The following is a 26,863-nucleotide window of genomic DNA, read 5'->3' as shown; positions in this document are numbered from 1 at the left end:
TCGCAACCCGCCTCGGGCAAGCTGGGTCCCATGACCGTGCTGATCACCGGTGGGCGGGCACCTGTCGCGCTGGACCTGGCCAGGAAGTTCGCGAGGTCGGGCATGCGGGTGGTCGTGGCCGAGAGCTCCCGGGGCAATCTGTGCCGGGCGTCGAAGGCGGTGGCCAGGACGTACCGGATTCCGCCGCCCCGGCAGGCGCCCGAGGCGTTCGCGGACGCGCTCGTGAAGATCGTGAAGCGGGAGGGCGTCGAGCTCGTCGTCCCCACCTGCGAGGAGATCTTCTACGTCGCCCGCGCCAGGGATCGCCTCCTCGAACACTGCGAGGTCCTGGCCGCACCGCTGGACACGCTCCGGAAGCTGCACAGCAAGTGGGAGTTCATCCGCCTCGCCGAGAGCTACGGCCTCCCGGTGCCGAGAACGGACCGCGGGACGTGGCCCCACCGCGGCACGCCGTACGTCACCAAGCCCGAGTTCTCGCGCTTCGGGACGCATGTCCGTGTCGACGCGCCGATCCCGAGGACGTGGGTGGCGCAGGAGCGGCTCGACGGGCCGCAGATCTGCACGTACTCGGTGGCCAGGGACGGCAGGATCGCCGCGCACGTCGCCTACGCCGTGGACTTCACGGCCTCCGGCGCCTGCGTGAGCTTCGAATCCGCCGATCATCCGGCCATTGAGGAGTGGGTGACGACCTTCGTGGAACGCCTGGGCTTCACCGGCCAGATCGCCTTCGACTTCGTGGCCGGAGACCGGGTGCTGCCGCTGGAGTGCAACCCCAGGGCCACCAGCGGCGTCCACCTGCTGGGCGACGACCTGACCGGCGCGCTCATGGGCGCCGCGCAGCCCGTGGTCCGGCCGGAGCCCGGCAGGAGGGCGATGATCGCCCTGGCCATGCTCTCCTTCGGCCTGGCGAACGTCCGATCCGCGCGTGATCTCCGCAGGTGGGCGGGATTCCTCGCCACCGCGGAGGACGTGATCGCCATGCCCGGCGACAGGGGGCCGTTCGCGGCGCAGTTCGGCGTGCTCTGGCAGAACTGGATCCGTTCCCTGTGGACCGGCCGCTCGCTGGTCGAGTGCTCCACCTACGACATCGAGTGGAACGGCCCGTGAGCGTCGAGCTGTTCACCGGGCCCGACCTGCCCTGGCCCGACACCGAGGACGGCCGTTACGCCAGGGACTACCTGACGCCGCTCATGGAGCAGGGCAGCGAGCCGTTCGTCGCCAACGCGCGCACCACCGTCGCGGTCCTGCTCGTCGACGGTGAGATCGTGCTGCCCATCACGGTCAACGACGGTGAGCGCGGCAACGCCTGGGTCTGCTCGCCGTACACGCACTATGTGACCTATTCCAGGGAGGAGCTGCGCGTGCTGGACAGCCGCACACTGCGGGCCGTGCTGGGCGGGGCGCTGAGCGCGCTGGGGGCGCTGTTCCGGTGGTCGCGGATGGACCGGGTCGTGCTGGTCAACAACTGGCTGCTGTCCACGAACCTGTATCCGGCGATGAAGGATCGGCAGCTCGCCGAGGTCGTCGCGTTCCTCAGGGAACGCTTCCCCGGGCACGCGATCGGGTTCTGCTCGGTGAACCGGCCGATCGAGGGGTGCGTGATGGTGCCGGGGCGGCGGATCTATCTGGCGCGGCCGGGCGAGCAGGGCTACAGGCTTCGCAAGCGGTGGCGGCGCGACCTGCGGCTGATCGAGCGGCGCGGGTACGAGGTGGTCGTGCCGGACGGCCCCAAGCGGGTCGTCGAGCTGTACGACCTGCTGTACCTGGACAAGTACTCGCGCAACAACCCGCAGTTCACCGCGCGCTTCGTCGGCGAGCTGCCGATGACCTACCTGGCGCTGGCCAGGGACGGCATGATCGACGGGGTGCTCGGCTACTTCGTCCGCGACGGCGTGCTGACCACGCCGGTCTTCGGCTACGACACCGCGCTGCCGCAGCCGCTCGGGCTCTACCGGATGCTGAGCGCGCTGGTCTACCAGGTCGCGGCCGACAGGGGGCTGGTGGTGAACGACAGCGCCGGGGCGGGGGAGTTCAAGCGGCTGCGCGGGGCCGTGCCGGAGATCGAGTACCGTGCCGTCCACGTCGCTCACCTGCCGTGGCGGCGGCGGGCAGGGTGGGTGGCGCTGTCCCGGCTGCTGGAGTGGATCGCCGTGCCGCTCATGCGACGGTATGAGGTGTGATGGAGCTCGTTGCCCAGGTACTCCAGGCATGTGAACGCACGCCGAAGGCGACCGCGATCGTCGGACCGCGGGGCGAGGCGATGACGTTCGGCGCGCTGCGCGAGCGGGCGCTGCGCATCCGCGACCGGCTGTCGGCGGCCGGGCTGGCCAGGGGAGACGGCGTGCTCTACGCCGTCGAGCCGTCCCCCGAGGCGATCGCGGTGGCGCTCGGCGTGGTGGCCGCCGGCGGCGTGCTGGTGCTGGCCGACCCCGGAGTCCCGCCCGCGATCCTGGCGGCCAGGCTGCGGCTGGCAGATCCGCGCTGGGTGGTGGCCGAGTCGCGGCTGTATGCGCTGACGTCGCTCGCGCCGCTGCGCGCGCTCGTGCGCCGCCGCGGCGTGCTGCTGCCCAGCCTGCGCGACCCGCTGCCCGGCGATGATCTCCACACCGGCCTGCGCCACGCCTACACCGGCCGGTGGCTGCCCGGGGTCCCCCGGCACGCCGTACGGCTGCGAGGCCTCGACGGACCCGCACCCCAGGAGTACGGCGGAGCCGACGCGGACGGCCCAGCGGCGGTGATCTTCACCTCGGGCACGACCGCGAACCCGCGGGCCGTGGTGCACACGCAGCGGTCGCTGGCCGCCGGGCTTGAGATCTTCCGCGACCACTTCCCCGTCGGGCCCGGCGACGTGGTGCACGCCGACGGGCTGATGATCGGACTGCCCGCGCTGATCGGCGGCGCCACCTGGTCGATGGGGCCCGCCCGGCTCATCGCGCGGCGGCCGGTCACCCACCTGTACTGCGTGCCCGTCGAGTTCGCCGGGCTGGACGCCTTCCCGGCCACGCTGCGGACGGTCATGCTCGGTTCGGCTCCCGCGCCGCCGGCCGTCCTGCGGATGGCGCTCCAGCTGCCGGTGAGCCAGGTGCTGAGCATCTACGCGATGACGGAGGCGCTGCCGATCGCGCTGGCCACCGCGCGCGACAAGCTCGACCACGCCGAGGGCGACCTGCTCGGCGCGCCGCTGCCCGGGGTGGGTGTGCGCTTCACCGAGGACCAGGAGCTGGTCGTGAGCGGCCCGCACCTGGCCGGCCGCTATCTGGGCGAGCCGCCGCTCAGCGAGGTGGCCACCGGTGACCTGGTCAGGATGGACGACCAGGGCAGGCTGGTGCTGCTCGGCAGGAAGAAGGACATGATCCTGCGCGACGGCTTCAACATCTATCCGAGCCTGTACGAGCCGGCCATCGCGGCCCTGCCCGGCGTCGCGGACGCGGCCGTGATCGGGATCGCCGACGCGGCCACCGGTGACGAGGAGGTCGTGCTGGCCCTGGTCGCCGACCGGCCGGTCGACGCCAGGGAGCTGCGGAGCGTGATGGACGCCGGCGCGCTGCCCGACAGGATCGAGCTGCTGCCGGAGTTCCCCTACTCCAGCAGGCGCAAGTTGGACAGGGCCGCGCTGCGGGAGCTCATTCGTCGCCGGTGAGCGAGAACACCCGCAGCCTGCGCCCCGCCCAGAAGACCGCGCCCACGGTCACGATGATCAGTGCGGGTACGGCGAAGCCGAGCGTCACGTCGCGCGTCAGATACGGCGAGTCGGAGACCTGACCCGCGATCGTCTGCGCCCACTGCTGGATGGAGAACTTGCGCGCCCCAGGCACGAGGCTGCCGACCAGCCCCTCCCACACCAGTGCGTAGATGATCCCGATCGTCACCGCGTGCCGCGTGATGATGCCGAGCAGCAGGAAGACCGCCGCATAGGCGATGCCGCCCACCAGCGCGCCCAGCGCGAACCCGGGCGCCATGCCGTCCTCGTTGCGTACCAGCAGCCACGCCGCGACGTAAGTGGGGACCGCGGCGAACAGGGCGAGCAGGGAGGCGGCCACGACGAACTTCGTCTGCGCGATCACCGGGCGGGAGATCGGCTTGGACATCAGGTGGATGATCGTGCCGTCGTCGATCTCCGGGGCGATCACGCCGGTGCCCGCGATCAGGCCGAGCAGCGGCAGCATGGTGCCGATGGCGAACTTCTGCATGAGGAACGCCGTCGAGCTCTGGTCGGCGCCACCGGTCAGCCGCAGCAGCACGGCCAGTCCGATCAGTGCCAGCGGCAGCAGGAGCAGCAGGACGATGCGCCGCCGCCCGAGCAGCGCGCGATAGGTGATGCCCGCGACCACTGTGTTCATGACGAGCTCCGGGTGATCAAGTAGGAGAACACGCTCTCCAGGTCCTCGTCGGCGGGGGAGACCTCGTGCAGGTGGACCCCCTCGGCCTTGGCCACCCGGGGCAGCAGCCAGGCGAAGCGCCGGAACTCCACGGCCTGCACCTCCAGCCCGTCCTGCCCGAGCGTGACGCCGCCCGTCGAGTCGTCGACGATCAGCGCGGCGGCCAGCCTGCGGTCGTCGCTGGAGCGGATCTTGAACAGGTGCGGCCTGTCGGTCATCAGCCGGCGGATCTGCCGGAAGTCGCCCGAGGCCGCGTGCCTGCCGGCGACCAGCACCTCGATGTGCTGGGCGACCCGTTCGACCTCCTCCAGGATGTGCGAGCTGAACAGGATCGTCTTGCCCGCCGTGCCCATCGAGCGGATCAGGTCCATCAGGTGCATCCGCTGGCGCGGGTCCATGCCGTTGAACGGCTCGTCGAGCAGCAGCACGGGCGGGTCGTGGACGAGCGCGGCGGCCACCTTGACGCGCTGGCGCATGCCCTTGGAGTACGTCTCGACCCGGCGGTCCTTGGGCGCTTCCATCTCGACCGTGGCCAGCGCCTTCTGCGCCGCGCCCGCGGGATCGGGCAGGCCGTGCAGCTTGGCCGCCGACAGCACGAACTGCCACCCGGTCAGGAATCCATACACGCCCTCCCGCTCCGGGACGAGCCCGATGTGGCGGTAGACGTGGTGGTTTTTCCAGACCTGTCGGTTGTCGATCGTGACCGTGCCGCCCGACGGGGCCAGGAACCCGGCCATCATGTGCAGCAGCGTCGACTTGCCCGCCCCGTTGGGTCCCAGCAGGCCGGTGACGCCCGGGCCGATCGTCATCGTGACGTCGTTGACCGCCACCACGTTGCCGTACCAGCGCGAGACCTGGGAAAGTTCGAGCTTCACTTGGCCGCCGCCTTCCGGTAGCGCAGCATGAGGATGCCGATCGCCAGCGCGATGAGCACCACCACGAGCACCGCCGGCACGGGCCCCGGCGGGTAGCTGCCCTCGATGCCGTGCGGCGGCAGGCCGAACAGCCACGACTGCACGGCGTCCACCAGCCAGAACGGGTTGGCCAGCCACGACCACGCGGCCAGCGACTCCTTGCCCATGGACGACAGCGTCCCGAACACCACGGGGATCGAGGCGGAGGCCAGCAGGTAGACCGCGATGACCGAGGCCACGCCGAGCCCGCGCCTGGGGGTGAGCGAGGCGATCGCCAGCCCGACCGACGACAGCAGCAGCGCCAGCACCAGCGCCATGAGCAGCGCGGCCAGGTACTCCTTGGTCTGCGGCGGCCCCTCCAGGTCGATCAGCAGCTCACCGATGTAGATCAGCGTCACCGGCACGGCCACCAGCAGGAACAGTGCCACGGTCATGGCCACGACCTTGGCCCCGATGTACTCCACGATCGACACCGGCCGCGACAGGTAGAGCGGCAGCACCCGGTAGCGCAGGTCAGGCGCCACCACCGTGGGCGCCTGCGAGGCCAGGAAGATCGCCAGCACCGCCTGCATGATGACCGCGAACCCGCCGTACGGCATGCCGCGCTGCTTCATCAGCGCCATCATCGCGATGGAGACCACCGCGGGCAGCAGCATGATGACCCCGAGCGCGAACGGCATGATCTTGCTGCGTGCCGTACGCCCGAGCCCGAACACGCCGCGCAGGCTGTGCACGGCCAGCGCCCGCGTGGAGTGGGCGCGCCCGAGGCGAGGCCCGTCGTAGTGGCGGTAGCCGATGTCGTAGATCTCGCTAGACATTGGCGGCCTCTTCCCTGAAGACGTCCTCGATGCGGTGGCGGCCGTGCTCCAGCCGGATCAGGCACAGCTCGAGGTCGACCACGGCGTCGCGGATCGCGTCGTAGGTCTCGGGGCCGTCCATCTTGACCAGGAGCAGCCTGCCGTGCGGCGTGACGGTCTGGCCCAGCTCGGTCAGGCGCGTCGCCAGCGGCTGCGTGCCCTCCTCGACCTCGACGGTCAGCGTCTGGGTCGCCTGGGTGAACTCGGCGATCGCGGAGGAGCGCAGCAGCCGGCCCGCGTCGATGACGATCACGTGGTCGCAGATGCGTTCCAGCTCGCCGAGCAGGTGCGAGGTGACGAGCACGCTGATGCCGAACTCGGTGCCGATACGCCTGATCAGGCTCAGCATCTCGTCGCGGCCGCGCGGGTCGAGGCCGTTCGTGGGCTCGTCGAGGAAGATCAGTTTGGGGTCGTGGACCAGTGCCTGGGCCAGCTTGACCCGCTGCTTCATGCCGGTGGAGTAGCCGCCGACGGCCCGGTAGCGCTCTTCGGCCAGGCCCACGTGGCGCAGCACGTCGGCGGCTCGCTCGCGGGCGGCGGTGCGCGGCAGCCCGGACATCTGGGCCAGGTGGACGACCAGCTCGGTGGCGGAGACGTCGGGGGGCAGGCAGTCGTGCTCCGGCATGTAGCCCACGGCCCGGCGGATCTGCGGGCCCTGCGTGGTCACGTCCAGGTCGAGCACGCGCGCGCCGCCCGCGGTCGGCGGTAGCAGGCCGAGCAGGATCTTGATCAAGGTCGACTTGCCCGCGCCGTTCGCTCCGACCAGCCCGGTGACGCCGGTGCCCACCGTCACCGTCAGCTGGTCCAGCGCGGTGACGGTCGGGAAGCGTTTGGTCAGCCCCTCGGTCGCGAGGATGTGCATGATCCGGACACTACCCGCCGTGACCCCGGTGTGGCCTCGTTCACACGGATGAACGGCGTCCTACTTGAGGCCAGAGTTCGCGCTGGATCAGCAGGGTGACCGTGCCCGCGATGAGCATTCCGAGGATGTTCACGCCCAACTGGGCGACCGCGCCCGCGACCTCCTTCCAACCGCCGAGGGCCATGGCGACCGCGGCGTATCCGGCGGCGGGGACCGTGGTCACCGAGATGAAGACGCCCACCAGCGAGGTCGACTTGCCCCCGGTGATCGACAGCACACCCGCCCCGCCCGCGAGCAACGCGACGATCATCGACCACTTGTCAGGTGTGACGATGAACCGGACCTCCTCGTTGACCTGCAGGTTCTCGGGTCCGATCCAGCCCAGCCAGGAGGAGACGAGCGCGCAGGCGAACGTCACCGCGATCGCGAAGGTGAAGCCGACGACCAGCGTCCGCAACGAGGTGGTGATCAGATGCCATCGCCCGCGCAGCAACCCGAAGCAGATGGCCGCGATCGGTCCGAACTCCGGACCCAGCACCATCGCGCCCACGATCAGGATCGGCGAGTTCTGCGCCACGCCGATGCCGGCCAACTGCGTGGCGATCGCGAGGAAGGCCAGGTACGCCCAGGTCATCCGGGAGCCGCTGACCACCGTTTGCGCCAGCTCCTCCCAGACCACCGTGTCCTCGGGCTCGCCCGGCGCCTCCTCGACGGCCTCCCGCGCTCCCTTGGACAGCGCCAGGTCGATCGACTCGACCGCGATCGAGCCCTCGTCCTCCAGCCACTTGAGCCTGCCGATCACCTCGTTGGCGGACTCGCGGGCCAGGTCGCACAGGATCACGTCGCCGACCGGCCCGCGGCCCGCGCCGGGCAGGACGATGATGTTCGTGATGCCGAGGCAGTCGGCCAGCACGGCCATCACCTCGTCGGTGCGGGATGACGGGCTGATCATTCTCAGGTGGAGCACGATGCCATTGTCGTCGATCCGATGTTGACGTTCTGTTGACACCTCGCCGCGAGGCTGGCCGTATGACATGCCACGTTCACGGCGAGGAGTGCTGGTTCGCCGACATCGACGACCTCGGTTGCGCGGGCAGGTTCGCCGCCTACGTCTACGAGGAGCTCTGCGGGTTCACGTCCGGCGTAGCCGTACCCGCTTGACCGCGTGGTCGGCGCCCTTCTGCAGGACGAGATCGGCGCGCCCGCGGGTGGGGGCGATGTTCTCGACCAGGTTGCGCTCGTTGATGTCGCGCCAGATGTTCACCGCGAAGTCGCTGGCCTCGTCGTAGGAGAGCTCGGCCAGGTGACGGAAGTAGGACTTGGGATCCTCGAAGGCGGTACGGCGGAGCTTGTGGAAGCGGTGCACGTACCAGGTGCGGATGTCCTCCACCTTGGCGTCGACGTAGATCGAGAAGTCGAAGTAGTCGTTGACCGCCAGGGCCGTGGGGGGAGCGGGCTGGAGCACGTTCAGCCCTTCGATGATCAAGATGTCCGGACTTTTCACGGTTTGCGTGGCGTCGGGGACGATGTCGTACTCGAGGTGGCTGTAGATCGGAGCCTGGACCTCGGCGGCCCCCGCCTTCACCTCGGCCACGAACCTGACCAGGGCGCGACGGTCGTAGCTCTCGGGGAAGCCCTTCCTGTGCATGATGCCCTTGGACTCAAGCACCGTGTTGGGGTACAGGAAGCTGTCGGTGGTGATGAGCTCCACGTGCGGATGCTCGGGCCAGCGCGCCAGCAGGGTGTGCAGCAGGCGCGCGGTGGTCGACTTGCCGACCGCGACGCTGCCCGCGATGCCCAGGATGTACGGCACGCGCTGCTCGTGGTGGCCCAGGAAGGCGCTCAGCACGCTGCTGCGCTGCTTGGACCCGGTGAAATGCAGGTTCAGCAGCCGGGTCAGGGGGAGGTAGATGTCGGTGACTTCGGTGAGATCGATCGGATCATCGACGCCACGCAGCTCTTCCAGCTCTTCTGCGGTGAGAGTCAAGGGCGTGTTCTTGCGGAGCTCGCTCCACTGCTCCCTGCTCAGTTCCACGTAGCCGTTGTTCACCCAGGCAGCCTACTCATGGGCCGTTCGTGGGTTTCCCCTGGGCTACGTCCACAGCCTGTGGACAAATTCCTGGGATTACCAAGACCACATTCGGGAAAGGAGTCCGTGTTCATGATCCCGGTATCCGGGGCCCTGGGGAATCTCGAATAATCTGAGGAGATGATCCTGGGCATCGGGGTGGACGTGGTGGACATCGCCCGGTTCGAGGCCGCGCTCGAGCGCACTCCCGGGCTGCGCGAACGGCTGTTCACCGACGTGGAGCGGCCGCTGGCGCCGCAGTCGCTGGCCGCCAGGTTCGCGGCCAAGGAGGCCGTCGCCAAGGCGCTCGGCGCGCCGCGCGGGCTCGGCCATCTGGAGGCCGAGGTGCGCTGCGACGAGAACGGCAAACCGGACCTCCACCTCACGGGCAAGGCCGCCGAGGTGGCCTACGGGCTCGGCGTCAAACGCTGGCACGTCTCGCTCAGCCACGACGCGGGCATCGCCATGGCCTACGTGATCGCGGAGGGATAGCTTCTGATCATGCGCACCGCCTACACCGCCGACCAGATCAGGGCCGCCGAGCAGGTGCTGATGGCCCAGGTCCCCGACGGCACGCTGATGCAACGCGCCGCCGCCGGGCTGGCCGCCGTCTGCGCCGACCTGCTCGGCAGGGTGTACGGCTCCCGCGTCCTGCTGCTGGTCGGCAGCGGCGACAACGGCGGCGACGCCCTCTACACCGGCGTACGGCTGGCGCGGCGCGGCGCCCGGGTCTCGGCGATCCTGGCGGGATCCAAGACGCACCAGCCGGGCCTGGAGGCGTTCCTTCAGGCCGGCGGCAGGGTGGCCGACACGCTGGAGCCGGCCGACCTGATCGTCGACGGGCTGGTCGGGATCGGCGTGGCGGGCGCGCTGCGCGAGCCGTACGCCGGGCTGGTGGCCGAGGCGAACGCCTCGGGCGCGCTGATCGTCGCGGTCGACGTGCCAAGCGGCGTGGACGCCGGCAGCGGCCGGGTACCGGGCACGGCCGTCAGGGCCCAGGTCACGGTGACGATGGGCGCCTGCAAGACGGGGCTGCTCGTCGACCCGGGCGCGGCCCAGGTGGGCCTGCTCGAGGTGGTCGACATCGGGCTCGGGCCGTACCTGCCCGACCCGGACGTGGCCGCGCTGACCAGCACGGACGTGGAAGACCTGCTGCCGCGCCCGGCCGAGGAGTCCGACAAGTACCGCAGGGGCGTGCTCGGCGTGGCCGCCGGCAGCGACGCCTACACCGGCGCGGCCGTGCTGGCCGTGGGCGGCGCGCTGCGCGCGGGCGCCGGCATGGTGCGCTACGTTGGCCCGTCCGCCCCGGTCGCGCAGGTGCGCGCGCGCTGGCCGGAGGCCGTCATCACCGAGCTCGACAGCCCGTCGCTGGACGGGGTGGGCCGGGTGCAGGCGTGGGTGCTCGGGCCCGGGCTCGGCACCGGCGACTGGGCGCACGAGGTGGCGGCCCGGGTGCTGGCCAGTGACGTTCCCGTGCTGGTCGACGCCGACGGGCTGACCCTGGTGGCCAGGGATCGGTCGCTGCTGCGCCGTACCGCCCCGGTGCTCATCACCCCGCACGCCGGGGAGCTGGCGCGGCTGCTGCGCGCCGACCGGGACCGGATCGAGGAGCGCAGGCTGGAGTACGCCCGCAGGGGGGCGGCGGAGCTGGGCGTGACCGTGCTGCTCAAGGGGTCGACGACGGTCATCGCCGAGGAGGACCGGCCGGTCAGGGTGAACAGGACGGGCACCTCGTGGCTGGCCACCGGCGGGACGGGGGACGTGCTGTCGGGGATCGCGGGCGCGCTGCTGGCCCAGGGACTGACCTGTTACGACGCCGGGTCGTGCGGCGCGTACCTGCACGGGCTGGCCGGGCGGCTGGCCGCCGACGGCGCGCCGCTCACCTCGGCGGACGTGGCGGACATGGTGCCCGCCGCGATCAGGTCGCTGAGAGGCGAATCACGCTCGACCACCTGGGCGAGCTGACAAACTGGTGAGATGAACTCCCCGATGGCGGTGCCCATTCTTGGGCCTTCGCAGGCGCGGATCGACCTGGACGCGATCAGGCACAACGTGGCGCTGCTCAAGGAGCAGGCGGCAGGCGCCGAGCTGATGGGCGCGGTCAAGGCAGACGCCTACGGCCACGGGCTGGTGCCCTCGTCCAGGGCCGTGCTGGAGGGCGGCGCGAGCCGGCTCGGCACCGCCTTCATCCGCGAGGGCCTGGCGCTGCGCGCCGCGGGGATCACCGCGCCCGTGCTGTCGTGGATCGTCACCCCCGGCGATCCGCTGGACGAGGCGCTCGAGGCCGATCTGGAGCTGTCGGCCTCCGACGCGGGGCTGCTCGACGAGATCGCCGCGGCCGCGCGGCGCACAGGCCGCACGGCCAGGATGCACCTGGAGGCCGACACCGGCATGAGCAGGGGCGGGTCCCCGCTGGCCGCCTGGCCCGGGCTGCTGTCCAGGGCGCTGGAGCTGCGGGCCGAGGGGGTCGTCGAGATCGTCGGGCTCTGGTCCCACTTCGCCTGCGCCGACATCCCGGGCCATCCGTCGATCGACGCCCAGCTCGACGCGTTCGACCAGGCGCTGAAGCTGGCCGAGCAGGCGGGCGCCGCCGGATCCCACGTCATCAGGCACATGGCCAACTCCGCGGCGATCGTGACGCTGCCGCGCGCCCGCTACGACCTGGTCCGCCCAGGCATCGCCATGTACGGGCTGAGCCCGATCCCCGAGCTGGGCGACTTCGGGCTGCACCAGGCGATGACGCTGGTGGCGCGGATCGCGCTGGCCAAGCGGGTGCCCGAGGGCTCCGGCGTGTCGTACGGGCACCTGTACCACTGCGGCGGCGAGACCACGCTCGGGCTGGTCCCGCTCGGCTACGCCGACGGCATCCTGCGGCACGCCACGGGCAAGGTGGAGGTGCTCGCGGGCGGGAAGCGCCGCGCCATCGCGGGCCGGGTGTGCATGGACCAGTTCATGATCGACGTCGGCGACGACCCGCTGGAGGCGGGCGACGAGGTCGTGCTGTTCGGACCGGGCAAGAGGGGCGAAAGCACGCTGCAGGAGTGGGCGGATAACCTCGGCACGATTACCCATGAAATCGTGACGAGAATCGGCGCGCGCGTGCCGAGGGTCTATGAGCAGAGGAGCTCGGGGTGAGAGAGCGAGGAATGATGCCGGCGAACCCCGGAGCGGCTGCGACCATGAGCGCAGAGGGATCGGGGACATGACGACGACAACACGGCGGAAGGTCGGGATCGCCGGCGCCATCGTGGGCGCCGCCTCTGCGGGCGTCGCCGCCGCGGCGCTGGCCAAGCGCTACGCGGTGGGCCGGATACGGCTGCGTCCCGACCCCGAGGCCAGCGAGCCGTTCGGCGAGCTCGGCGGCACGCAGGCCACGCTCACCACTTCCGATGGCGTCGCGCTGCATGTGGAGATCGACGGGCCGGAGGAGCGAAGGAGCTCGGGGGGAGAGAGCGAGAGCAGCGATGCCAACGAGCCCCGAAGCGGTCGCGACCATGAGCACGACGCGCCGCTGACGATCGTGTTCTGCCATGGCTACTGCCTCAACCTGGAGTCGTGGCACTACCAGCGCCGCGACCTGCGTGAGAACCACCGACTGGTGCTGTGGGATCAGCGCTCGCACGGCCGCTCCCAGCGCGCCGAGGCGGAGGACAGCACGATCGACCGGCTGGGCGACGACCTGGCCGAGCTCATCGCGGAGTTCGTGCCCGGCCCGTGCGTGCTGGTCGGCCACTCCATGGGCGGCATGACGATCATGGCGCTCGCCGACCGTCACCCCGAGCTCTTCGGCGAGAAGATCCGCGGCGTCGCCCTGATCGCCACCTCGGCGGGCAAGCTGGCCGAGATCACGCTCGGGCTGCCGGCGATGCTGTCCAAGGCGGTGCACAAGATCGCGCCGTCCACGATCTCGATGCTCGGCCGCCGCGGCGCGCTGATCGACAAGACCCGCCACGCCGGCAGCGACATCGCCTTCCTCATCACCCGCTACGTCGGCTTCGGCGACTCCGGGAACGTCAGCCCCACCCTCGTCGACTTCGCCGAGTCGATGATCAGGCAGACGCCGACCGAGGTGTTCGCCGACTTCTACCCGGCGCTGATGAACCACGACAAGCTGTCGGCGCTGCACGTCCTCGACCCGGTGCCGACCGCGATCCTGGTCGGCGACAAGGACTGGCTGACCCCGCCCGACCACAGCCGCGCCATCGCGGCCGCCCTTCCCCGGGCGCAGTTCACCGAGGTGCCCGACACCTCCCACCTGATCCAGCTGGAACGCCCCGGCGTGGTGAACGACGCCCTCTGTGACCTGATCAAGCAGGTGGAGGTCTGAGTGGTGCTCCTGGCCACGGCTGAAGACATGCGCGCGTACGGCACGCGGCTGGCAACCCGGCTGCGCGCCGGCGACTTCCTGGTCCTGTCGGGACCGCTCGGCGCCGGCAAGACCACGCTGGTCCAGGGCATCGCCGAGGGGTTGAAGGTGCGCGGGCCGATCACCTCGCCCACCTTCGTCATCGCCCGGGTCCACCCGTCGCTGCGCCAGGGGCCGCCGCTGGTCCACGTCGACGCCTACCGCCTCGGCGGCGACCTGGAGGTGGACGATCTCGACCTGGACGCCTCTCTGGAGGAGTCGATCACCGTCGTCGAATGGGGCGAGGGGCTGGTCGAGGGCCTGTCGGAGGACCGGCTCGAAGTCCACCTCGACCGGGAGGCGGGCGGCGACGCGCGCATCCTGACCCTGCGCGGAATCGGATCGCGATGGGCCGACACGCCGTCTGATCCGGCAGAAGAGTAAAACCCGGGCCAACTTTCAGCAATGCTGTCACCCTTGACGTACCTCGCCGTTGGCGTAAATCATGATCATTGGTCATGGATTTGCCTAGATTTTCTGGGTATCAGGTGAGGTGACATTCGCCGTTTGGGTGGATGCTGGGTGCAAAGACGGCAAAGTGGGGTGCGGCGGTGTCCAGGGTCAGACGGGTCGCGTACGCGGGAGCCATCGTCATGATCGGGCTGGTCGGCTGCTCGGCGGCCGAAGGCAGCACACCGACACCAACACCAACAGCCTCAGGGACACCCTCGGCCAGCATCTCCGCCGTGACGCCGAGCCCCTCGGTGTCACGGCAGAACATCCTGGTCCAGCTCAACCCCGACAAGGTCACCGCGGGCGAGAGCTCGAAGGTGTTCGTGCTGGCCAACTGCCCCGTCCCCACGGGCGGCCCGGCCCACACGGGCACGGCCACCTCCAAGGCGTTCCTGTCGGGCGTCCCGCTCAACCCTGTCGCCACCACCGCCTCGCCCGCGGTGAGCGTGCCGACGCCCACCGGCACGGCCACGCCGGGACCGTGGGTGCGCGGTGAGGGAGAGGTGTCGGGCACGGTCAAGCGCGGCACCTACACGGTCGACGTCAAGTGTGAGGGCACCAACGACACCGGCAAGGCCACGCTCCGGGTCGTCAAGGCCGACGCCAACCCGACCGGCGTGCCGACCAAGGCGCCGCACGCGGGTGGCGGCGGCATGTTCGGCAAGGACGCGGACGACAGCTCCGGCCTGCCGATCGGTCCCGCCGGCATCGTCGTGGCGGTGCTCCTGATCGGTGGCGCCGTCTTCATGCTGCGGCGCAGCCGGGCCTGACCATGGCCCGCAAGGGGCGAGTGGTTCTCGCGGGCGCCGCCACCGGCCTGCTGCTGGTCGCCTTCGGCAAGAGCTTCGTCGCGCCCAAACCGGCAGGCGCCGCGGTCTTCCCCGAGAACATCGACATCCCCTCCATCGACGTCGACGCGCCGCTGATGAAGCTCAAGCTGGAGAAGAACGGCGACCTGGAGCTGCCGCCGTTCGAGAAGCCCAAGGTGGCCGGCTGGTACACCGGCAGCGCGGTCCCCGGTGACAAGGGCGCCTCGGTCATCGTCGGCCACGTCGACACCAAGACGGCCCCCGCGGTGTTCTTCAAGCTCAGGCAGATCCGCAAGGGCGCGCTCATCAAGGTGGAGCGCAGCGACGGCAAGACCGCCGAGTACAAGGTGGACTCCATCGAGCAGATACCCAAGACCGCGTTTCCCGCCAAACGGGTCTACGTCGAGAACGGGCTCAAGCTGGTGACCTGCGGCGGCCAGTTCGACTACGCCAAGGGCGAGTATCTGGACAACATCATCGTCTACGCCTCGCCGGTCTGAAAACTGCTTGCGGGCCTCAGCACAATGGACGTCATGAACGGCAACCCGTCGCGCGTCCCCTGGTCCGAGGTGCTGCCCGCCGCTCGCGCCGAGGTCGAGGCCTTCCTCGGCGCGCCCGTGGTCGAGGCCGTCACCCAGTTTGGCGGGTTCTCGCCGGCGGCAGCCGTACGGCTGCGCGCCGCCAATGACAGGCGGGCCTTCGTCAAGGCGGTCGGGCCCGAGCCGAACGCGAAGTCCGTCGAGATCTACCAAGCGGAGGCCAGGATCGCGGCCGCGCTGCCCGCCTCGGCGCCGGCGCCGCGGCTGCTGACCAGCTTCGAGCTGGACGGCTGGGTGGTGCTGGTCTTCGAGGACGTCGAGGGCCGTCACCCTGAGATGCCGTGGCGGCGCGACGAGCTCGACCGCGTGCTGGCCGCGACCCGCGAGATGGCCGCCGCGCTGACGCCGACACCCATCGACGCGCCACCCATCGCCGAGCTGCACCGCGACAGCTTCCACGGCTGGCGCAACCTCCGTAAGGAGGACCTGGCCGGGCTCGACCTGTGGGCACGGCGCAACCTGGACGCGCTGGCGGAGCTGGAGTCCGGCTGGGAGACGGCCGCCGCGGGTGACACGCTGCTCCACGCCGACCTGCGGGCCGACAACGTGCTGCTCACCGACGAGCACGTCTACGTCGTCGACTGGCCGTGGGCCTGCGTCGGCGCCGCCTGGTTCGACCTGCTCTGCATGCTGCCGTCCGTCGCCATGCAGGGCGGTCCCGCGCCGCAGGAGCTGCTGGCCGACCCCGACCCGGACATGACCACCGTGCTGGCCGCCCTGACGGGCTATTTCGTACGGCAGAGCCGCCAGCCCCCGCCACCCGGGCTCCCCACGCTCAGGCAGTTCCAGGCGGCGCAGGGCGAGGTCGCGCTTGAGTGGCTGAAGCTGCGTACCGGCTGGGTCTGAGCTCTCACGCGGGTAGGCTTGACCTTCGTGCTGGTCCTGGCCTTTGACACCGCGACGCCCGCCGTCACCGCAGCCCTCCACGACGGGGAGCGGGTGCTCGCCGAGTCCACGACTATCGATGCCCGGCGCCACGGCGAGCTGCTGATGCCCACGATCGAGGGCGTGCTGGCCGAGGCGGGTGCCGTGCTGCGCGACGTCACGGTGATCGTGGCGGGCATGGGCCCCGGGCCCTACACGGGGCTGCGGGTCGGGCTCATGACGGCGCAGGCGCTCGCCACGGCGCTGGGCGTGCCCGCGCACGGCGTCTGCACGCTCGACGCCGTGGCCTACGGCAGTGGGCTGTCCACCGAGTTCCTGGTGGCCACCGACGCGCGGCGCAAGGAGGTCTTCTGGGCACGCTATGCGGACTTCCGCACGCGGCTGGAGGGCCCCCACGTCGACAAGCCCGCCGACGTGCCCGTGCAGGGGCTGCCGGTCGCCGGTGCGGGTCCCACGATCTATCCCGAGACGCTGGGCGAGGCGGTGGCTCCGCCGTACCCCTATGCGCGGTTCATGGCCGCGCTGGCGGCCGAGCGGCTGGCGGCGGGGCAGGAGCTCGAGCCGCCGCGCCCGATCTACCTGCGCAGGCCCGACGCGGTGGTGCCCGGCGCGCCCAAGAGGGTGACGGAGACACGATGAGCGGTGACAACGGCCCCGGGGTGCAAGGTGCGGCGGACTCGACCACTGGGCGCGGCGTGAGACTGCGGCAGATGACCGAGGCGGATCTGCCGGCGGTCATGGCGATCGAACGGGCCACGTTCCCGCTGGACGCGTGGAGCGAGGCGATGATGCGCGGCGAACTGGCCGACCAGCCGCGCACCCGGCACTACGTGGTGGCGGAGGCCGACAGACAGATCATCGGCTATGCCGGGCTGGCCGCCGCGGCCGACCAGGCGGACGTGCAGACCATCGCCGTGCTCGAGGCGCACCAGGGCACCGGCATCGGCGGGGCCCTGCTGACCGAGCTGCTGGCCGAGGCCGGCAGGCGGGGCGCGCGGGAGATCTTCCTCGAGGTGCGCTCCGACAACCCGCGGGCGCAGGGCGTGTACGAGCACTTCGGGTTCGAGGAGATCGGGCTGCGCCGCCGTTACTACGACGACGGCACCGACGCGATCATGATGAGAAGGAAGCTGGATGGCTGAGCTACCGCTGGTCCTGGGCATCGAGACGTCCTGCGACGAGACCGGCGTGGGAATCGTCAGAGGTCACACGCTGCTGGCCAACACGATCGCCTCCAGCATGGACGAGCACGCCCGCTTCGGCGGCGTGGTGCCCGAGGTCGCCTCGCGCGCCCACCTGGAGGCGATGACGCCCACCGTGGAGTCCGCGCTGGTCCAGGCCGGGCTGAAGTTCTCCGACATCGACGCGATCGCCGTGACGGCCGGTCCCGGGCTCGCCGGGGCGCTGCTGGTCGGCGTGGCCGCGGCCAAGGCCTACTCCGCCGGGCTCGGGGTGCCGCTGTACGGCGTCAACCACCTGGCCGCGCACGTCGCCGTCGACCAGCTCGAGCACGGGCCGCTGCCCAAGCCGTGCATCGCGATGCTGGTCTCCGGCGGCCACTCCTCGCTGCTGCTGGTGCCCGACGTGGCTTCCGACGTGATCTCGCTGGGCTCCACCGTGGACGACGCGGCCGGCGAGGCGTTCGACAAGGTGGCCAGGGTGCTCGGGCTGCCGTTCCCCGGCGGGCCGCACATCGACAGGGTGGCCCGCGACGGCTCGGCCGACGCGATCGCGTTCCCGCGCGGCAAGGTGGACGACGGCACGCTCGACTTCTCCTTCTCGGGGCTGAAGACGGCCGTCGCGCGCTGGGTGGAGGCCCAGCCGTCCATCCACGTGCCCGACGTGGCCGCATCCTTCCAGGAGGCCGTGGTCGACGTGCTGACCCGCAAGGCGCTGCAGGCGTGCAAGAAGTACGACGTGCACGACCTGCTCGTCGGCGGTGGCGTCGCGGCCAACTCGCGGCTGCGGTCGCTGGCCCAGGAGCGTTGCGACGCGGCCGGGGTCCGGCTGCGGGTGCCGCGGCCCGGCCTGTGCACGGACAACGGCGCGATGGTCGCGGCTCTCGGCTCGGACCTGGTCACGGCCGGTATCACCCCGTCCCTCCTCGACATCCCCGCCGACTCCTCCCTCCCGATCACCACCGTCCACGTATAACCGGCCGCGGCGTCGTGCGGCGGGTCGTCGGCTTGCCGTACCTCATCGAGAGCCGGACGGACGTGAGCGGCCCTGAGCCCGAGCGGGGCCCAGAGCCTGCGGTGAGAGCGCGTCAGTCCTTGGTGCGGGTGGGGCGCAGGAGGGCTTCGGCCAGGGCGAGCATGGTCTCCTCGAGGGCGCCGAGGCGCTTGGTGAGGTCGGTCGAGGCGGGCTCGACGATCTCGGTGACGGACTGGGTGAGTTCGTCGCGGTCCGGGCGGGCCTGGATGAGCTCCGTGAGGGTGGCCGCGGCGGCCGTGAGGCGCTCGGTCTGGTCGGCCGTCTGGGACTCCAGCAGCTCGCCGACTCGCTCGCTGATGCCGAGCGTGGCGGGCAGCTGGCCGACGCGCTGGTTGACCGCCTCGACGCGGTCGTCGACGGCCTCGAGGTGCTCGTTGGCCTTGGTGGCGTGCGAGACCAGGCCGGTGAGGTGGGTGTCGACGGTGTCGAAGCGGTTGGTGACGTGCTCCTCGACTTCGCCGAGGCGCTCGTCCAGGGACTCCAGGCCGTTGTCCAGGTTGTTGAAGCGGCCCTCGTGGCGCGTGGCCGTGTCGGTGAGGCGCTGGTCGGTGCCGGCCAGGCGCTCGTCCAGGGTGGTGAAGCGGCTGTCGACCCGCCCGCCGAGCTCGTCGAAGCGGTCGTCGTGGCGGGCCAGGTGGTCGGTCACGGCGCCGAGGTGGTCGCCGGTGTGCGCCAGCTGGTCGTCGATGGCGGCCAGCTGCTGCGCTGCGGCGGCCAGGTGGCCGTCGATCGCGCCGAGGCGCTGGTCGACCTGGCCGTCCATGGCGCCCAGGCGCCTGTCGAGGCCGCCCACGCGGGAGTCGACGCCGGTGATCCTGGTGTCGAGCCCGCCCAGCCGGCCGGCGACGCCGTCGAGGCGGGTGTCGATGTCGGCCAGGCACTCGTCGGCGGTCTCGATGCGGCCGTCGACGCTGTTGAGCCGGGAGTCGACCGCGATCAGCCGCCCCTCGACCCGGTCGACCCTGCTGTCGACCCCGTCGAGCCTGCCCACGATCTGCTGCTCCGCCTCGTCCACGCGGCCGGCCATGGCCTGCTTGGCGGCCTCCACGTCGCTCGTGAGGGACTCCCTGGCGGCCTCGACGTAGCTGCCGAGCGTCTGCTGCGCGGCGTCGAGGCGGCTCGTCAGGCCCTGCTGCACGGTCTCCAGGCGGGTGCCGACCTGGGCGAGGCCCTCCTGGACCCGCTCGTTGAGGTCGAGCACGCCGCCCTCGACGCGGTCGGTGCGCGTGGTCAGGTCGGCCAGCGACTTGTCGAGGCGGGTGAAGCGGTTGGCGGCGGCCTCCATGCTGGAGTTGAGCTGGCCGAGCCTGTTGGCGAACTCGCCCATCCGCTTGGTGATGCCATCAGTGGTGTCGAGCACCGCCTGCAGCCGCTTCAGCGCCTCGTCCACGCTCTCGCCGACGGTGCCGAGGTCGGCCCAGAGGCTGGGCAGCTCGACCACGGGGGCGACGCGCTGGCTGACCGAGTCGACCCTGGCGTCGACCGTGCCCACCTGCTCGCCCACGGCGTCCACGTGGTCGCGCACAGCCTCGACGTGCTGGGCCAGGCCCTCGGCCCACAGCGGCGGCTTGGCGGTGAAGTCGTCGATGCGCCCGCTGACCGTCTCCAGCGTGCCGCTCAGCCCGCCGAGCTCGCGTTCGCGCACCTCGCGCAGCAGCCACTCCATGCCTTCCAGGCGCTGGCGGATCTCGTCGAGGACGGCGCCCTGGGTGCGCTGCTCGTACACGTGGTCCTGGGCGGCGCGCGCCAGCAGCTCCCGCATCCTGTCGGAGATGGCGGTCTGGCCGCCCGCATGGAGAAGGGTGGTGTGGTTGGAATGATCCACCGAAAGCTCCTTCGCTCGCCGACGGTCTGCCGCGCAGCGGTGGGATTGGTCCGGGTTGGAGATGAAAGAAGGAGGGTTGCGATAACCGCGATGGGGGGTGAACTTCCGGACGCCCACCTTAGCCAGTGGATCAAGGAACGTCAGCGGCGTTGGAAAAGATCAGGGTTACCCGGCTAACGCCCCGGTTTGTCATTTACGCAGGTGGGGACGGGTGGCAGAGCAGGGCGTACGGGTCATTCATCACCCGGGTAAGAATGATGACCGCGGATTTATCGCCCGAAAGTCGCAAATCCTGTCTCAACCGGTCGATGTCCACCGCGGAGCCGCGCTTTTTGATGGTGACATTTCCTATTTCGCGGGCTCGGAGTACGGCGCGCAGCCGCTTCAGCGAGAACGGCAGCGCCTCCTCGACCAGAAACCTGGAGGCCCAGGGAGTGTCCACGGGTTCGTCCCCGGTGATGTAGGCGATCATCGGGTCGGCCAGCCTGCCGTCCACCATCCTGGCCACCTCGGCGACCAGGTGCGCCCGGATCGCGGCCCCGTCGGGCTCGTAGACGTAACGCCCCAGCGGCCCGGCAGGCGCCACCGCGGCGTCGCCGCCCGAGGCCATGGTGTCGCCGCCGGGCAGCAGCGTGGCCCGGCGCCCGGGGCGCGTGCCGCCGAGCCAGATCGCGGCCTCCTTGACCTCGCCCCTGTAGGACACCCACTCCGTCTCGGCGCTCTCGGGGATGAACTCGTACGGGATCCCTGGCGCCACCTTCAGGCACGCCACCGGAGCCCTGGCGGCCAGCTCGAGCACGACCGGCCACGGCGGCGAGTACGCCAGGGGATCGAACGTCCTGCCCTTCCCGGTACGGCGGGCCGGATCGGCGAACAGCGCGTCGTGGTCCTCCGGCGTGACCTCGGCCGCGTCAGCCGTACGGACGGAGATCCTCCCCGACAGCCCGAGCGCGTCGGCGTTGGCCGCGGCGACGGCGGCGGTCAGGGGATCCGCGTCCACGGCCTCGACCGTGTACCCGGCCAGCGCCAGCGCCAGGGCGTCGCCGCCGATGCCGCAGCAGGCGTCCACCACGCGGGCCCCCGCCGGGGGCACCAGGTCCGACAGCCTCCGTGACCGGTGCGCGGCCACCGCGGCCCGGGTGGACTGCTCGAGCCCGTGCGGCGTGAAGTACATCCGTCCGGCGTCGTCGCCGAACTTGGCCTTCGCCCGCTCGCGGAGCCCCGCCTGCGTCAGCGCCGCGGAGGTCAGCGTCGCGTCGTAGGTCTTGCGCAGCGTGGTGGCGGCCTTCACCGGATCGCCTCCGGCCAGCTCGGCCGCCTCGCCGAGCGCCTTCTGTCCCCGCGGGGTCAGCAACTCGAGAAAGGCGTCCAGCTCCACACCACCCGACGTTACCGTCCCCCGGTCAGAGTTCGGTGTCGCCCAGGGAGACCAGGAGGCGGCGGAGGAGGGCCGCCAGGGCCTCCTGGTCGTCGGGGGTGAAGGCCGACAGGATGCGGAGTTCGTTGGCCATGTGGCCCTCGAGCAACTCGTTGGCCAGGCGTTCGCCCTCCTCCGTGAGCGCGACCAGGACCATGCGCCGGTTGTCGGGGGCGGGCCAGCGCCTGACCAGGCCGCGGTCCACCAGGCGGTCCATGCGGTTGGTGAGGGCGCCGGGGCTGACCAGGGCCGAGCCCGCGAGGTCCTTCATGCACATCGTGTGCTCGGCGTTGGCGCGCAGCAGCGTGGCCAGCATGTCGAACTCCCACGCCTCCAGGCCGCGTGCCTGGAAGAAGTCCTTCACCTCGCGCTCCACCAGCCGGGATGCCCGGGACAGGCGGCCGATCACACCCATGGGGGAGACGTCGAGGTCGGGCCGGGCTCGCGCCCACTGGGCGGTGATCGCGTCCACTGCGTCGTCCATGATGGCCACCGTACATCAAAAACTTTGAGGTTGAAATGTTCGACACGATGCGCTAGCTTGCGGAGTGCGTTGAAGAGTTCAATGTCGAAGTGTTTGAGGTGGAGTTCATGAAGGTCCTGGTCCTGGGCGCGACGGGGTACATCGGCGGCGCGGTCGTGGAGAAGCTGCAGGAGCGCGGCCACGACGTGGTGGTCGTGGTGCGAGGGGAACGGCAGGTTCCCGGCGTGACCGACGTGCGCAACGGCGATCTGTCCGACCCGGCCACGATCGAGGTGACCCCTGACATCGACGCCGTGGTGCACGCCGCGCAGCTGACCGGCGACGAGGCCGTCGACCTCGAGGCCATCGGGAAGCTGACGGTCAAGCCGCTGGTCTACGTGAGCGGCGTCTGGGTGCTCGGTCCGGTCGACGGCGGCCACGAGGAGAGCCCGACCGACCCGATCCCGCTGGTCGGCTACCGGCCCAAGGTGGAGCGCCTGGTCCGCGACGCCGGCGGCACCGTGGTGCGGCCCGGTGTGGTGCACGGGCGCGGCGCCGGCATCGCCGCGCTGCTGCGCGGCCAGGCGGCCGAGCGCGGCCAGGGCGTGTACGTCTCGGACGGCACGGTGCCCACCTGGGCGTTCGTCCACGTCGACGACCTGGCCGAGCTGATCGTGGCGGTCGTCGAGAAAGGCGAGAAGGGCGCGCTCTACCACGGGATCACCGAGGAGGGCGTGCCGCTCACCGAGGTCGCGCAGGCGGCTGCCGAGTCGGCCGGCGTGGCCAGGAGCGCGCACCCGTGGCCGCTGGAAGAGGCCGCTCAGCTGCTCGGCCAGGGGTTCGCGGAGGCGCTCGCGCTGAGCCAGCGTGTCGGATCCGACCGCACCCGCGCCGCGCTCGGCTGGAACCCCAGCAGGCCCGGCATCGTGGCCGACCTGGTGGAAGGCTCGTACCAAGGATCGCTCTGAGCGGACGCGTTCGTGTTGACTGTCAAGCCCCTCTTGCATATGTTTCCTGTTGGCACTCTCCCCTTGAGAGTGCCAACGTGCGACGAGGCAGGTCTGACACCCGCGACGGCAGGCCCCGCTGGTCGCCTCTTCTAGATCATTCAAATCTGAAGGGGAGGTCCGATCGTGACGACCGCCACCAAGGTTCCCGTTAAGCCGCTCGGCGACCGCATCGTGGTTCAGCCGCTTGAGGCTGAGCAGACGACCGCTTCCGGCCTGGTCATCCCTGACACCGCCAAGGAGAAGCCGCAGGAGGGCAAGGTCCTCGCGGTGGGCCCGGGCAACTGGGACGACGAGGGCGAGAAGCGGATTCCGCTCGACGTCGCCGAGGGCGACATCGTCCTCTACAGCAAGTACGGCGGCACCGAGGTCAAGTACGGCGGCGAGGAGTACCTGGTGCTCTCCGCTCGCGATGTTCTCGCGATCATCGAGAAGTAAGCCGGATGTGTCGGGCCCCGGACGCTCTATAGGGCGCCGGGGCTTTCGACGCTAGGAGAGGACTTTCAAACCAATGGCGAAGATCCTGGAGTTCGACGAGGACGCCCGCCGCGCGCTCGAGCGCGGCGTGAACGCCCTCGCGGACGCCGTCAAGGTAACCCTCGGCCCGCGTGGCCGCAACGTCGTCATCGACAAGAAGTTCGGTGCTCCGACGATCACGAACGACGGTGTCACCATCGCTCGTGAGATCGAGCTGGAAGACCGCTACGAGAACCTCGGCGCTCAGCTCGCCAAGGAAGTAGCCACCAAGACCAACGACATCGCGGGCGACGGCACCACCACCGCGACGGTCCTGGCCCAGGCGATGGTCCGCGAGGGCCTGCGCAACGTGGCGGCCGGCGCCTCGCCGCTGTCGCTCAAGCGCGGCATCGACAAGGCCGCCAAGGCGGTCAGCGACAAGCTGCTCGCGGTTGCACGCCCGGTCGAGGACAAGAAGGAGATCGCGAACGTCGCGACGATCTCCGCGCAGGACGCCAAGATCGGTGACCTGATCGCCGAGGCGTTCGACAAGGTCGGCAAGGACGGTGTCCTCACCGTCGAAGAATCCAACGCCATGGGCATGGAGCTCGAGTTCACCGAGGGCCTCCAGTTCGACAAGGGCTACCTGTCGGCCTACATGGTGACCGACCCCGAGCGCATGGAGGCGGTCCTCGAGGACGCCTATGTGCTGCTCACCCAGGGCAAGATCTCCTCCATCGCGGACTTCCTGCCGCTGCTGGAGCAGGTCGCGCAGACCAAGAAGCCGCTGCTCGTGGTGGCCGAGGACGTGGAGGGCGAGGCGCTGGCCGTACTCGTCACCAACAAGATCCGCGGCACGTTCACCTCGGTCGCGGTCAAGGCGCCCGGCTTCGGCGACCGCCGCAAGGCGATGCTGCAGGACATGGCCATTCTCACCGGCGGCCAGGTCGTCGCCGAGGAGGTCGGCCTCAAGCTGGAGAACGTCGGTCTCGAGGTGCTGGGCCAGGCCCGCCGCATCGTGATCACCAAGGACGCCACGACCGTCGTCGACGGCGCCGGCGACCAGCAGGCGATCGAGGACCGGGTCAAGGAGATCAAGCTCGCCATCGAGCAGTCCGACTCCGACTGGGACCGCGAGAAGCTGCAGGAGCGCCTGGCCAAGCTCGCCGGCGGTGTGTGCGTGCTGCGTGTCGGCGCCGCCACCGAGGTCGAGCTCAAGGAGAAGAAGCACCGCCTCGAGGACGCGATCTCCGCGACGCGCGCCGCGATCGAGGAGGGCATCGTCGCCGGCGGTGGCGCGGCCCTGATCCACGTCTCCAAGGAGCTGGACAACCTGGGCCTGGACGGCGACGAGGCGACCGGTGTCGGCATCGTGCGCCGCTCGCTGGTCGAGCCCGCCCGCTGGATCGCCGAGAACGCCGGGCTCGAGGGCTACGTGGTCACCCACAAGATCTCCGAGCTGTCCGCCGGCCACGGCCTCAACGCCGCCACCGGTGAGTACGGCGACCTGATCGCGCAGGGTGTCATCGACCCCGTCAAGGTCACCCGCTCGGCCGTGCAGAACGCCGCGTCCATCGCCGGCATGCTGCTCACGACCGAGGCCCTCGTGGTGGAGAAGCCCGAGGAGGAGGCGCCGGCCGCCGGCGCCGGTCACGGCCACGGTCACGGCCACTGACCTCTCGCAAGAAGGCCCGCACCGCTTTCCGGTGCGGGCCTTTCTGCTTGTACGGCAAGCACGGGACCCGCCTGCGGTGGGCCTGGGAAGCCGTACGAGTGCGTGTTTTCGTGCGGAATCCGGTTGGGGGCGGCACTGCCGTACAAGATCCGGCATGAATTGGGATGTAGCAGACAGGCGCTCTGGAGCGATCTCCTCGTAGAGGGAGAGCTCTCTAGAGAAAGTTGGTTTATTGCGGTAAACCGGCAACGCCGGCAAAGCGTCTAGGCGTCTGACAATTGCCCCGCATTTCGGGTTATATCGTGAAATATTTCGCCAACCGAAAGGCTTAGTGTGGCCATACGATTACGGGCGGTTATCGTCTCTTCAATGTGACCAATCCGTAGCCGTTCGCTATGACGACAGGCAGGATCGGTGCGGGCATCATGCCTAACGTGAGCGAGGGAAGCGTCGCCGACGCCAAAATTGGGGTAAGGCTCGCGTCGAGACTTCCGGCACGTGCGGATGACTCCGACCTAAGGGAACTGACGAGCCTGGCCGTTCAGGGGGATCGCCGCGCGATCGAATCCCTTCTCGGTGAGTTGCGCCCGATGGTGGTGCGCTATTGCCGGGCCAGGCTGGGCCGGGTTTCCGGGCAATATCACATTGCCGATGACGTGGCCCAGGAGGTGTGCATCGCAGTGCTGTCCGCGCTGCCGCGATATCGGGACATGGGCCGGCCGTTCGCCTCGTTCGTCTTCGGAATCGCCTCGCACAAGGTGGCCGACGCGCTGCGCAGTTCCGTCCGCTCCGCCGTGCCCACGCAGGACCTGCCCGACGGGCCCGACGACGGGCCGGGGCCGGAGGAGACCGTGGTGCGCTACATCGAGGTCGAGCACGCCCGCAGGCTGCTCGCGCGGCTGCCGGAGAACCAGCGGGAGCTGCTCCTGCTGCGGGTCGTGTCAGGCCTGTCAGCCGAGGAGACCGGTAATGTACTCGGTATGTCACCAGGGGCAGTGCGGGTCGCCCAGCATCGGGCGCTGGCCAGGTTGAGGCAGATGGCCGAGCTGGAGTCGGCTTGACGCCGGAGGAGCGGACCGAGGCTCTGCTCGACGCGCTCGCCCGGGGAGAGCAGCCCGACCTCTCCGATCCCGCCGTGCGGCTGCTCGCGGCGCTGCGCGCCGACGTGGCTCAGTGGCGCTCTTCCGTGTCGATGACGCCGTCCACGTAGCCTCTGGCGTACTCCCAGCTCACGTAGTCGGTCGGGTCGGGGTGGAAGGCCGGCTCGTGCACCTGCGGCTGGCCCCGCTCGATCATCTGGCGCAGGTTGCCGCGCAGCAGCTCCCAGTCGAAGAAGTGCTGTTCACCGCATTCCGGACAGTCGAGCACCAGGCCCAGCACCCCCTGCGGTTCCAGCAGGGATCGAAAGACCTCCACGTCGGCCAGGTCGGTGATGGCCTCGTCGCGCTCGGCTGCGGTCAGCGGCTCGGCGTCGTCGAGCTGCCCCATCTCCGACGACGGGTCGTTCGGGTCGTCCGCGAACGGGTCGCGGGGGACGTCTTCCAGCACCTCACCACCATATGACCGATGCGGTCC

29 protein-coding genes are annotated in these 26,863 nt (G+C 70.4%); 19 read left to right on the top strand and 10 right to left on the bottom strand.

Annotated features, from left to right (window positions below; genetic code table 11):
* Nucleotides 1-30 precede the first annotated feature (30 nt).
* The 3 genes from ACIBHX_RS09805 to ACIBHX_RS09795 are packed head-to-tail and all read left to right on the top strand — an operon-like array spanning nt 31 to nt 3,640.
* Nucleotides 31-1,107: a hypothetical protein gene (locus tag ACIBHX_RS09805; RefSeq protein WP_397065972.1), complete on the top strand. Its 1,077-nt coding sequence runs from the start codon at nt 31-33 to the stop codon at nt 1,105-1,107.
* Nucleotides 1,104-2,180 carry a hypothetical protein gene (locus ACIBHX_RS09800; protein ID WP_397065971.1) on the top strand — a complete coding sequence of 359 codons (1,077 nt, stop codon included), beginning with the start codon at nt 1,104-1,106 and terminating at the stop codon, nt 2,178-2,180. The genes ACIBHX_RS09805 and ACIBHX_RS09800 overlap by 4 nt, the downstream gene beginning before the upstream one ends.
* Nucleotides 2,180-3,640: a class I adenylate-forming enzyme family protein gene (locus ACIBHX_RS09795; protein WP_397066075.1), complete on the top strand. Its 1,461-nt coding sequence runs from the start codon at nt 2,180-2,182 to the stop codon at nt 3,638-3,640. The genes ACIBHX_RS09800 and ACIBHX_RS09795 overlap by 1 nt, the downstream gene beginning before the upstream one ends.
* On the opposite strand, the gene ACIBHX_RS09790 is transcribed toward ACIBHX_RS09795, so the two are convergent.
* The 5 genes from ACIBHX_RS09790 to ACIBHX_RS09770 are packed head-to-tail and all read right to left on the bottom strand — an operon-like array spanning nt 3,624 to nt 7,979.
* On the bottom strand, nt 3,624-4,340 hold the full coding sequence (locus tag ACIBHX_RS09790) for an ABC transporter permease subunit (RefSeq protein WP_397065969.1): 717 nt from the start codon (nt 4,338-4,340) through the stop codon (nt 3,624-3,626). The genes ACIBHX_RS09795 and ACIBHX_RS09790 overlap by 17 nt on opposite strands.
* Nucleotides 4,337-5,254: an ABC transporter ATP-binding protein gene (locus ACIBHX_RS09785; protein WP_397065967.1), complete on the bottom strand. Its 918-nt coding sequence runs from the start codon at nt 5,252-5,254 to the stop codon at nt 4,337-4,339. Before ACIBHX_RS09785 ends, ACIBHX_RS09790 begins: the two co-directional genes overlap by 4 nt.
* A complete protein-coding gene (locus ACIBHX_RS09780) occupies nt 5,251-6,111 on the bottom strand; it encodes an ABC transporter permease (protein ID WP_397065966.1) in 861 nt (286 codons plus the stop codon). Before ACIBHX_RS09780 ends, ACIBHX_RS09785 begins: the two co-directional genes overlap by 4 nt.
* Nucleotides 6,104-7,012, bottom strand: coding sequence for an ABC transporter ATP-binding protein (locus ACIBHX_RS09775; protein WP_397065964.1), 909 nt, complete (start codon nt 7,010-7,012; stop codon nt 6,104-6,106). Before ACIBHX_RS09775 ends, ACIBHX_RS09780 begins: the two co-directional genes overlap by 8 nt.
* 40 nt (nt 7,013-7,052) lie before the next feature.
* Nucleotides 7,053-7,979, bottom strand: a complete 927-nt coding sequence (locus tag ACIBHX_RS09770) for a DUF389 domain-containing protein (RefSeq protein ID WP_397065962.1) — start codon at nt 7,977-7,979, stop codon at nt 7,053-7,055.
* A 62-nt stretch (nt 7,980-8,041) separates the two neighbouring features.
* Here ACIBHX_RS09770 and ACIBHX_RS09765 point away from each other — a divergent pair, with 62 nt between their 5' ends.
* Nucleotides 8,042-8,173, top strand: coding sequence for a hypothetical protein (locus ACIBHX_RS09765; RefSeq protein WP_397065961.1), 132 nt, complete (start codon nt 8,042-8,044; stop codon nt 8,171-8,173).
* Here ACIBHX_RS09765 and coaA read toward each other — a convergent pair.
* On the bottom strand, nt 8,145-9,047 hold the full coding sequence (coaA, locus tag ACIBHX_RS09760) for a type I pantothenate kinase (RefSeq protein WP_397066073.1): 903 nt from the start codon (nt 9,045-9,047) through the stop codon (nt 8,145-8,147). The two genes, ACIBHX_RS09765 and coaA, sit on opposite strands and share 29 nt — an antisense overlap.
* A 174-nt stretch (nt 9,048-9,221) precedes the next feature.
* Here coaA and ACIBHX_RS09755 point away from each other — a divergent pair, with 174 nt between their 5' ends.
* The 11 genes from ACIBHX_RS09755 to tsaD all read left to right on the top strand — a co-directional run bounded on the left by ACIBHX_RS09755 (nt 9,222) and on the right by tsaD (nt 18,385).
* A complete protein-coding gene (locus ACIBHX_RS09755) occupies nt 9,222-9,572 on the top strand; it encodes a holo-ACP synthase (protein ID WP_397065959.1) in 351 nt (116 codons plus the stop codon).
* Between the two features lie 9 nt (nt 9,573-9,581).
* Complete coding sequence (locus tag ACIBHX_RS09750; protein WP_397065957.1) at nt 9,582-11,045, top strand: NAD(P)H-hydrate dehydratase; 1,464 nt, start codon at nt 9,582-9,584, stop codon at nt 11,043-11,045.
* A gap of 12 nt (nt 11,046-11,057) precedes the next feature.
* Nucleotides 11,058-12,215 carry an alanine racemase gene (gene alr / locus ACIBHX_RS09745; protein ID WP_397065956.1) on the top strand — a complete coding sequence of 386 codons (1,158 nt, stop codon included), beginning with the start codon at nt 11,058-11,060 and terminating at the stop codon, nt 12,213-12,215.
* A gap of 67 nt (nt 12,216-12,282) precedes the next feature.
* Nucleotides 12,283-13,407, top strand: a complete 1,125-nt coding sequence (locus tag ACIBHX_RS09740; protein WP_397065954.1) for an alpha/beta fold hydrolase — start codon at nt 12,283-12,285, stop codon at nt 13,405-13,407.
* Nucleotides 13,408-13,869 carry a tRNA (adenosine(37)-N6)-threonylcarbamoyltransferase complex ATPase subunit type 1 TsaE gene (gene tsaE / locus ACIBHX_RS09735; protein WP_397065952.1) on the top strand — a complete coding sequence of 154 codons (462 nt, stop codon included), beginning with the start codon at nt 13,408-13,410 and terminating at the stop codon, nt 13,867-13,869.
* 167 nt (nt 13,870-14,036) lie between these two features.
* Nucleotides 14,037-14,708, top strand: a complete 672-nt coding sequence (locus ACIBHX_RS09730) for a hypothetical protein (RefSeq protein ID WP_397065950.1) — start codon at nt 14,037-14,039, stop codon at nt 14,706-14,708.
* 20 nt (nt 14,709-14,728) lie between these two features.
* Entirely contained in the window at nt 14,729-15,247 is a 519-nt protein-coding gene (locus ACIBHX_RS09725; protein ID WP_397065949.1) for a class F sortase, read from the top strand.
* A 33-nt stretch (nt 15,248-15,280) separates the two neighbouring features.
* Nucleotides 15,281-16,192, top strand: a complete 912-nt coding sequence (locus ACIBHX_RS09720; protein ID WP_397065948.1) for a phosphotransferase family protein — start codon at nt 15,281-15,283, stop codon at nt 16,190-16,192.
* A 27-nt stretch (nt 16,193-16,219) separates the two neighbouring features.
* Nucleotides 16,220-16,870 carry a tRNA (adenosine(37)-N6)-threonylcarbamoyltransferase complex dimerization subunit type 1 TsaB gene (tsaB, locus tag ACIBHX_RS09715; RefSeq protein WP_397066072.1) on the top strand — a complete coding sequence of 217 codons (651 nt, stop codon included), beginning with the start codon at nt 16,220-16,222 and terminating at the stop codon, nt 16,868-16,870.
* A 71-nt stretch (nt 16,871-16,941) separates the two neighbouring features.
* Nucleotides 16,942-17,373: a ribosomal protein S18-alanine N-acetyltransferase gene (gene rimI / locus ACIBHX_RS09710; RefSeq protein WP_397065946.1), complete on the top strand. Its 432-nt coding sequence runs from the start codon at nt 16,942-16,944 to the stop codon at nt 17,371-17,373.
* Nucleotides 17,366-18,385, top strand: a complete 1,020-nt coding sequence (gene tsaD, locus ACIBHX_RS09705; protein WP_397065944.1) for a tRNA (adenosine(37)-N6)-threonylcarbamoyltransferase complex transferase subunit TsaD — start codon at nt 17,366-17,368, stop codon at nt 18,383-18,385. The genes rimI and tsaD overlap by 8 nt, the downstream gene beginning before the upstream one ends.
* A 112-nt stretch (nt 18,386-18,497) precedes the next feature.
* Here tsaD and ACIBHX_RS09700 read toward each other — a convergent pair whose 3' ends face one another.
* From ACIBHX_RS09700 to ACIBHX_RS09690, 3 genes are all read right to left on the bottom strand, one after another.
* Nucleotides 18,498-20,270, bottom strand: coding sequence for a hypothetical protein (locus tag ACIBHX_RS09700; RefSeq protein WP_397065943.1), 1,773 nt, complete (start codon nt 20,268-20,270; stop codon nt 18,498-18,500).
* 193 nt (nt 20,271-20,463) lie between these two features.
* The gene (locus ACIBHX_RS09695; RefSeq protein WP_397065941.1) at nt 20,464-21,648 is read right to left on the bottom strand and encodes an SAM-dependent methyltransferase; all 1,185 of its coding nucleotides are present in this window, start codon (nt 21,646-21,648) and stop codon (nt 20,464-20,466) included.
* Nucleotides 21,649-21,673: 25 nt separating this feature from the next.
* Nucleotides 21,674-22,171 carry a MarR family winged helix-turn-helix transcriptional regulator gene (locus ACIBHX_RS09690; RefSeq protein ID WP_397065939.1) on the bottom strand — a complete coding sequence of 166 codons (498 nt, stop codon included), beginning with the start codon at nt 22,169-22,171 and terminating at the stop codon, nt 21,674-21,676.
* Nucleotides 22,172-22,278: 107 nt separating this feature from the next.
* On the opposite strand from ACIBHX_RS09690, the gene ACIBHX_RS09685 reads away from it, so the two are divergent.
* The 4 genes from ACIBHX_RS09685 to ACIBHX_RS09670 all read left to right on the top strand — a co-directional run bounded on the left by ACIBHX_RS09685 (nt 22,279) and on the right by ACIBHX_RS09670 (nt 26,349).
* Nucleotides 22,279-23,118 carry an NAD-dependent epimerase/dehydratase family protein gene (locus tag ACIBHX_RS09685; RefSeq protein WP_397065937.1) on the top strand — a complete coding sequence of 280 codons (840 nt, stop codon included), beginning with the start codon at nt 22,279-22,281 and terminating at the stop codon, nt 23,116-23,118.
* Between the two features lie 162 nt (nt 23,119-23,280).
* Nucleotides 23,281-23,595 carry a co-chaperone GroES gene (groES, locus tag ACIBHX_RS09680; RefSeq protein ID WP_214327025.1) on the top strand — a complete coding sequence of 105 codons (315 nt, stop codon included), beginning with the start codon at nt 23,281-23,283 and terminating at the stop codon, nt 23,593-23,595.
* 73 nt (nt 23,596-23,668) lie between these two features.
* Nucleotides 23,669-25,288 carry a chaperonin GroEL gene (groL, locus tag ACIBHX_RS09675; RefSeq protein ID WP_397065935.1) on the top strand — a complete coding sequence of 540 codons (1,620 nt, stop codon included), beginning with the start codon at nt 23,669-23,671 and terminating at the stop codon, nt 25,286-25,288.
* Between the two features lie 425 nt (nt 25,289-25,713).
* The gene (locus tag ACIBHX_RS09670) at nt 25,714-26,349 is read left to right on the top strand and encodes a sigma-70 family RNA polymerase sigma factor (RefSeq protein ID WP_397066070.1); all 636 of its coding nucleotides are present in this window, start codon (nt 25,714-25,716) and stop codon (nt 26,347-26,349) included.
* Nucleotides 26,350-26,458: 109 nt separating this feature from the next.
* Here ACIBHX_RS09670 and ACIBHX_RS09665 read toward each other — a convergent pair whose 3' ends face one another.
* Entirely contained in the window at nt 26,459-26,836 is a 378-nt protein-coding gene (locus ACIBHX_RS09665; RefSeq protein ID WP_397065933.1) for a DUF5319 domain-containing protein, read from the bottom strand.
* Between the last annotated feature and the right edge of the window lie 27 nt (nt 26,837-26,863).

It is taken from the genome of Nonomuraea sp. NPDC050536 (assembly GCF_044457685.1).
Classification (GTDB): Bacteria; Actinomycetota; Actinomycetes; order Streptosporangiales; family Streptosporangiaceae; genus Nonomuraea.
This window is presented reverse-complemented; position numbering and strand designations above follow the sequence as displayed.

Bases quoted from the DNA above. Each gene is read 5' to 3' on its own strand.
- ACIBHX_RS09755 (WP_397065959.1), top strand. From the start codon at position 9,222: ATGATCCTGGGCATCGGGGTGGACGTGGTGGACATCGCCCGGTTCGAG.
- groL (WP_397065935.1), top strand. From the start codon at position 23,669: ATGGCGAAGATCCTGGAGTTCGACGAGGACGCCCGCCGCGCGCTCGAG.
- ACIBHX_RS09775 (WP_397065964.1), bottom strand. From the start codon at position 7,012: ATGCACATCCTCGCGACCGAGGGGCTGACCAAACGCTTCCCGACCGTC.
- ACIBHX_RS09790 (WP_397065969.1), bottom strand. From the start codon at position 4,340: ATGAACACAGTGGTCGCGGGCATCACCTATCGCGCGCTGCTCGGGCGG.
- rimI (WP_397065946.1), top strand. From the start codon at position 16,942: ATGACCGAGGCGGATCTGCCGGCGGTCATGGCGATCGAACGGGCCACG.
- tsaD (WP_397065944.1), top strand. From the start codon at position 17,366: ATGGCTGAGCTACCGCTGGTCCTGGGCATCGAGACGTCCTGCGACGAG.
- ACIBHX_RS09750 (WP_397065957.1), top strand. From the start codon at position 9,582: ATGCGCACCGCCTACACCGCCGACCAGATCAGGGCCGCCGAGCAGGTG.
- ACIBHX_RS09795 (WP_397066075.1), top strand. From the start codon at position 2,180: ATGGAGCTCGTTGCCCAGGTACTCCAGGCATGTGAACGCACGCCGAAG.
- ACIBHX_RS09720 (WP_397065948.1), top strand. From the start codon at position 15,281: ATGAACGGCAACCCGTCGCGCGTCCCCTGGTCCGAGGTGCTGCCCGCC.
- ACIBHX_RS09805 (WP_397065972.1), top strand. From the start codon at position 31: ATGACCGTGCTGATCACCGGTGGGCGGGCACCTGTCGCGCTGGACCTG.
- ACIBHX_RS09670 (WP_397066070.1), top strand. From the start codon at position 25,714: ATGCCTAACGTGAGCGAGGGAAGCGTCGCCGACGCCAAAATTGGGGTA.
- ACIBHX_RS09765 (WP_397065961.1), top strand. From the start codon at position 8,042: ATGACATGCCACGTTCACGGCGAGGAGTGCTGGTTCGCCGACATCGAC.
- ACIBHX_RS09780 (WP_397065966.1), bottom strand. From the start codon at position 6,111: ATGTCTAGCGAGATCTACGACATCGGCTACCGCCACTACGACGGGCCT.
- ACIBHX_RS09740 (WP_397065954.1), top strand. From the start codon at position 12,283: ATGACGACGACAACACGGCGGAAGGTCGGGATCGCCGGCGCCATCGTG.
- alr (WP_397065956.1), top strand. From the start codon at position 11,058: ATGAACTCCCCGATGGCGGTGCCCATTCTTGGGCCTTCGCAGGCGCGG.
- ACIBHX_RS09690 (WP_397065939.1), bottom strand. From the start codon at position 22,171: ATGGACGACGCAGTGGACGCGATCACCGCCCAGTGGGCGCGAGCCCGG.
- ACIBHX_RS09685 (WP_397065937.1), top strand. From the start codon at position 22,279: ATGAAGGTCCTGGTCCTGGGCGCGACGGGGTACATCGGCGGCGCGGTC.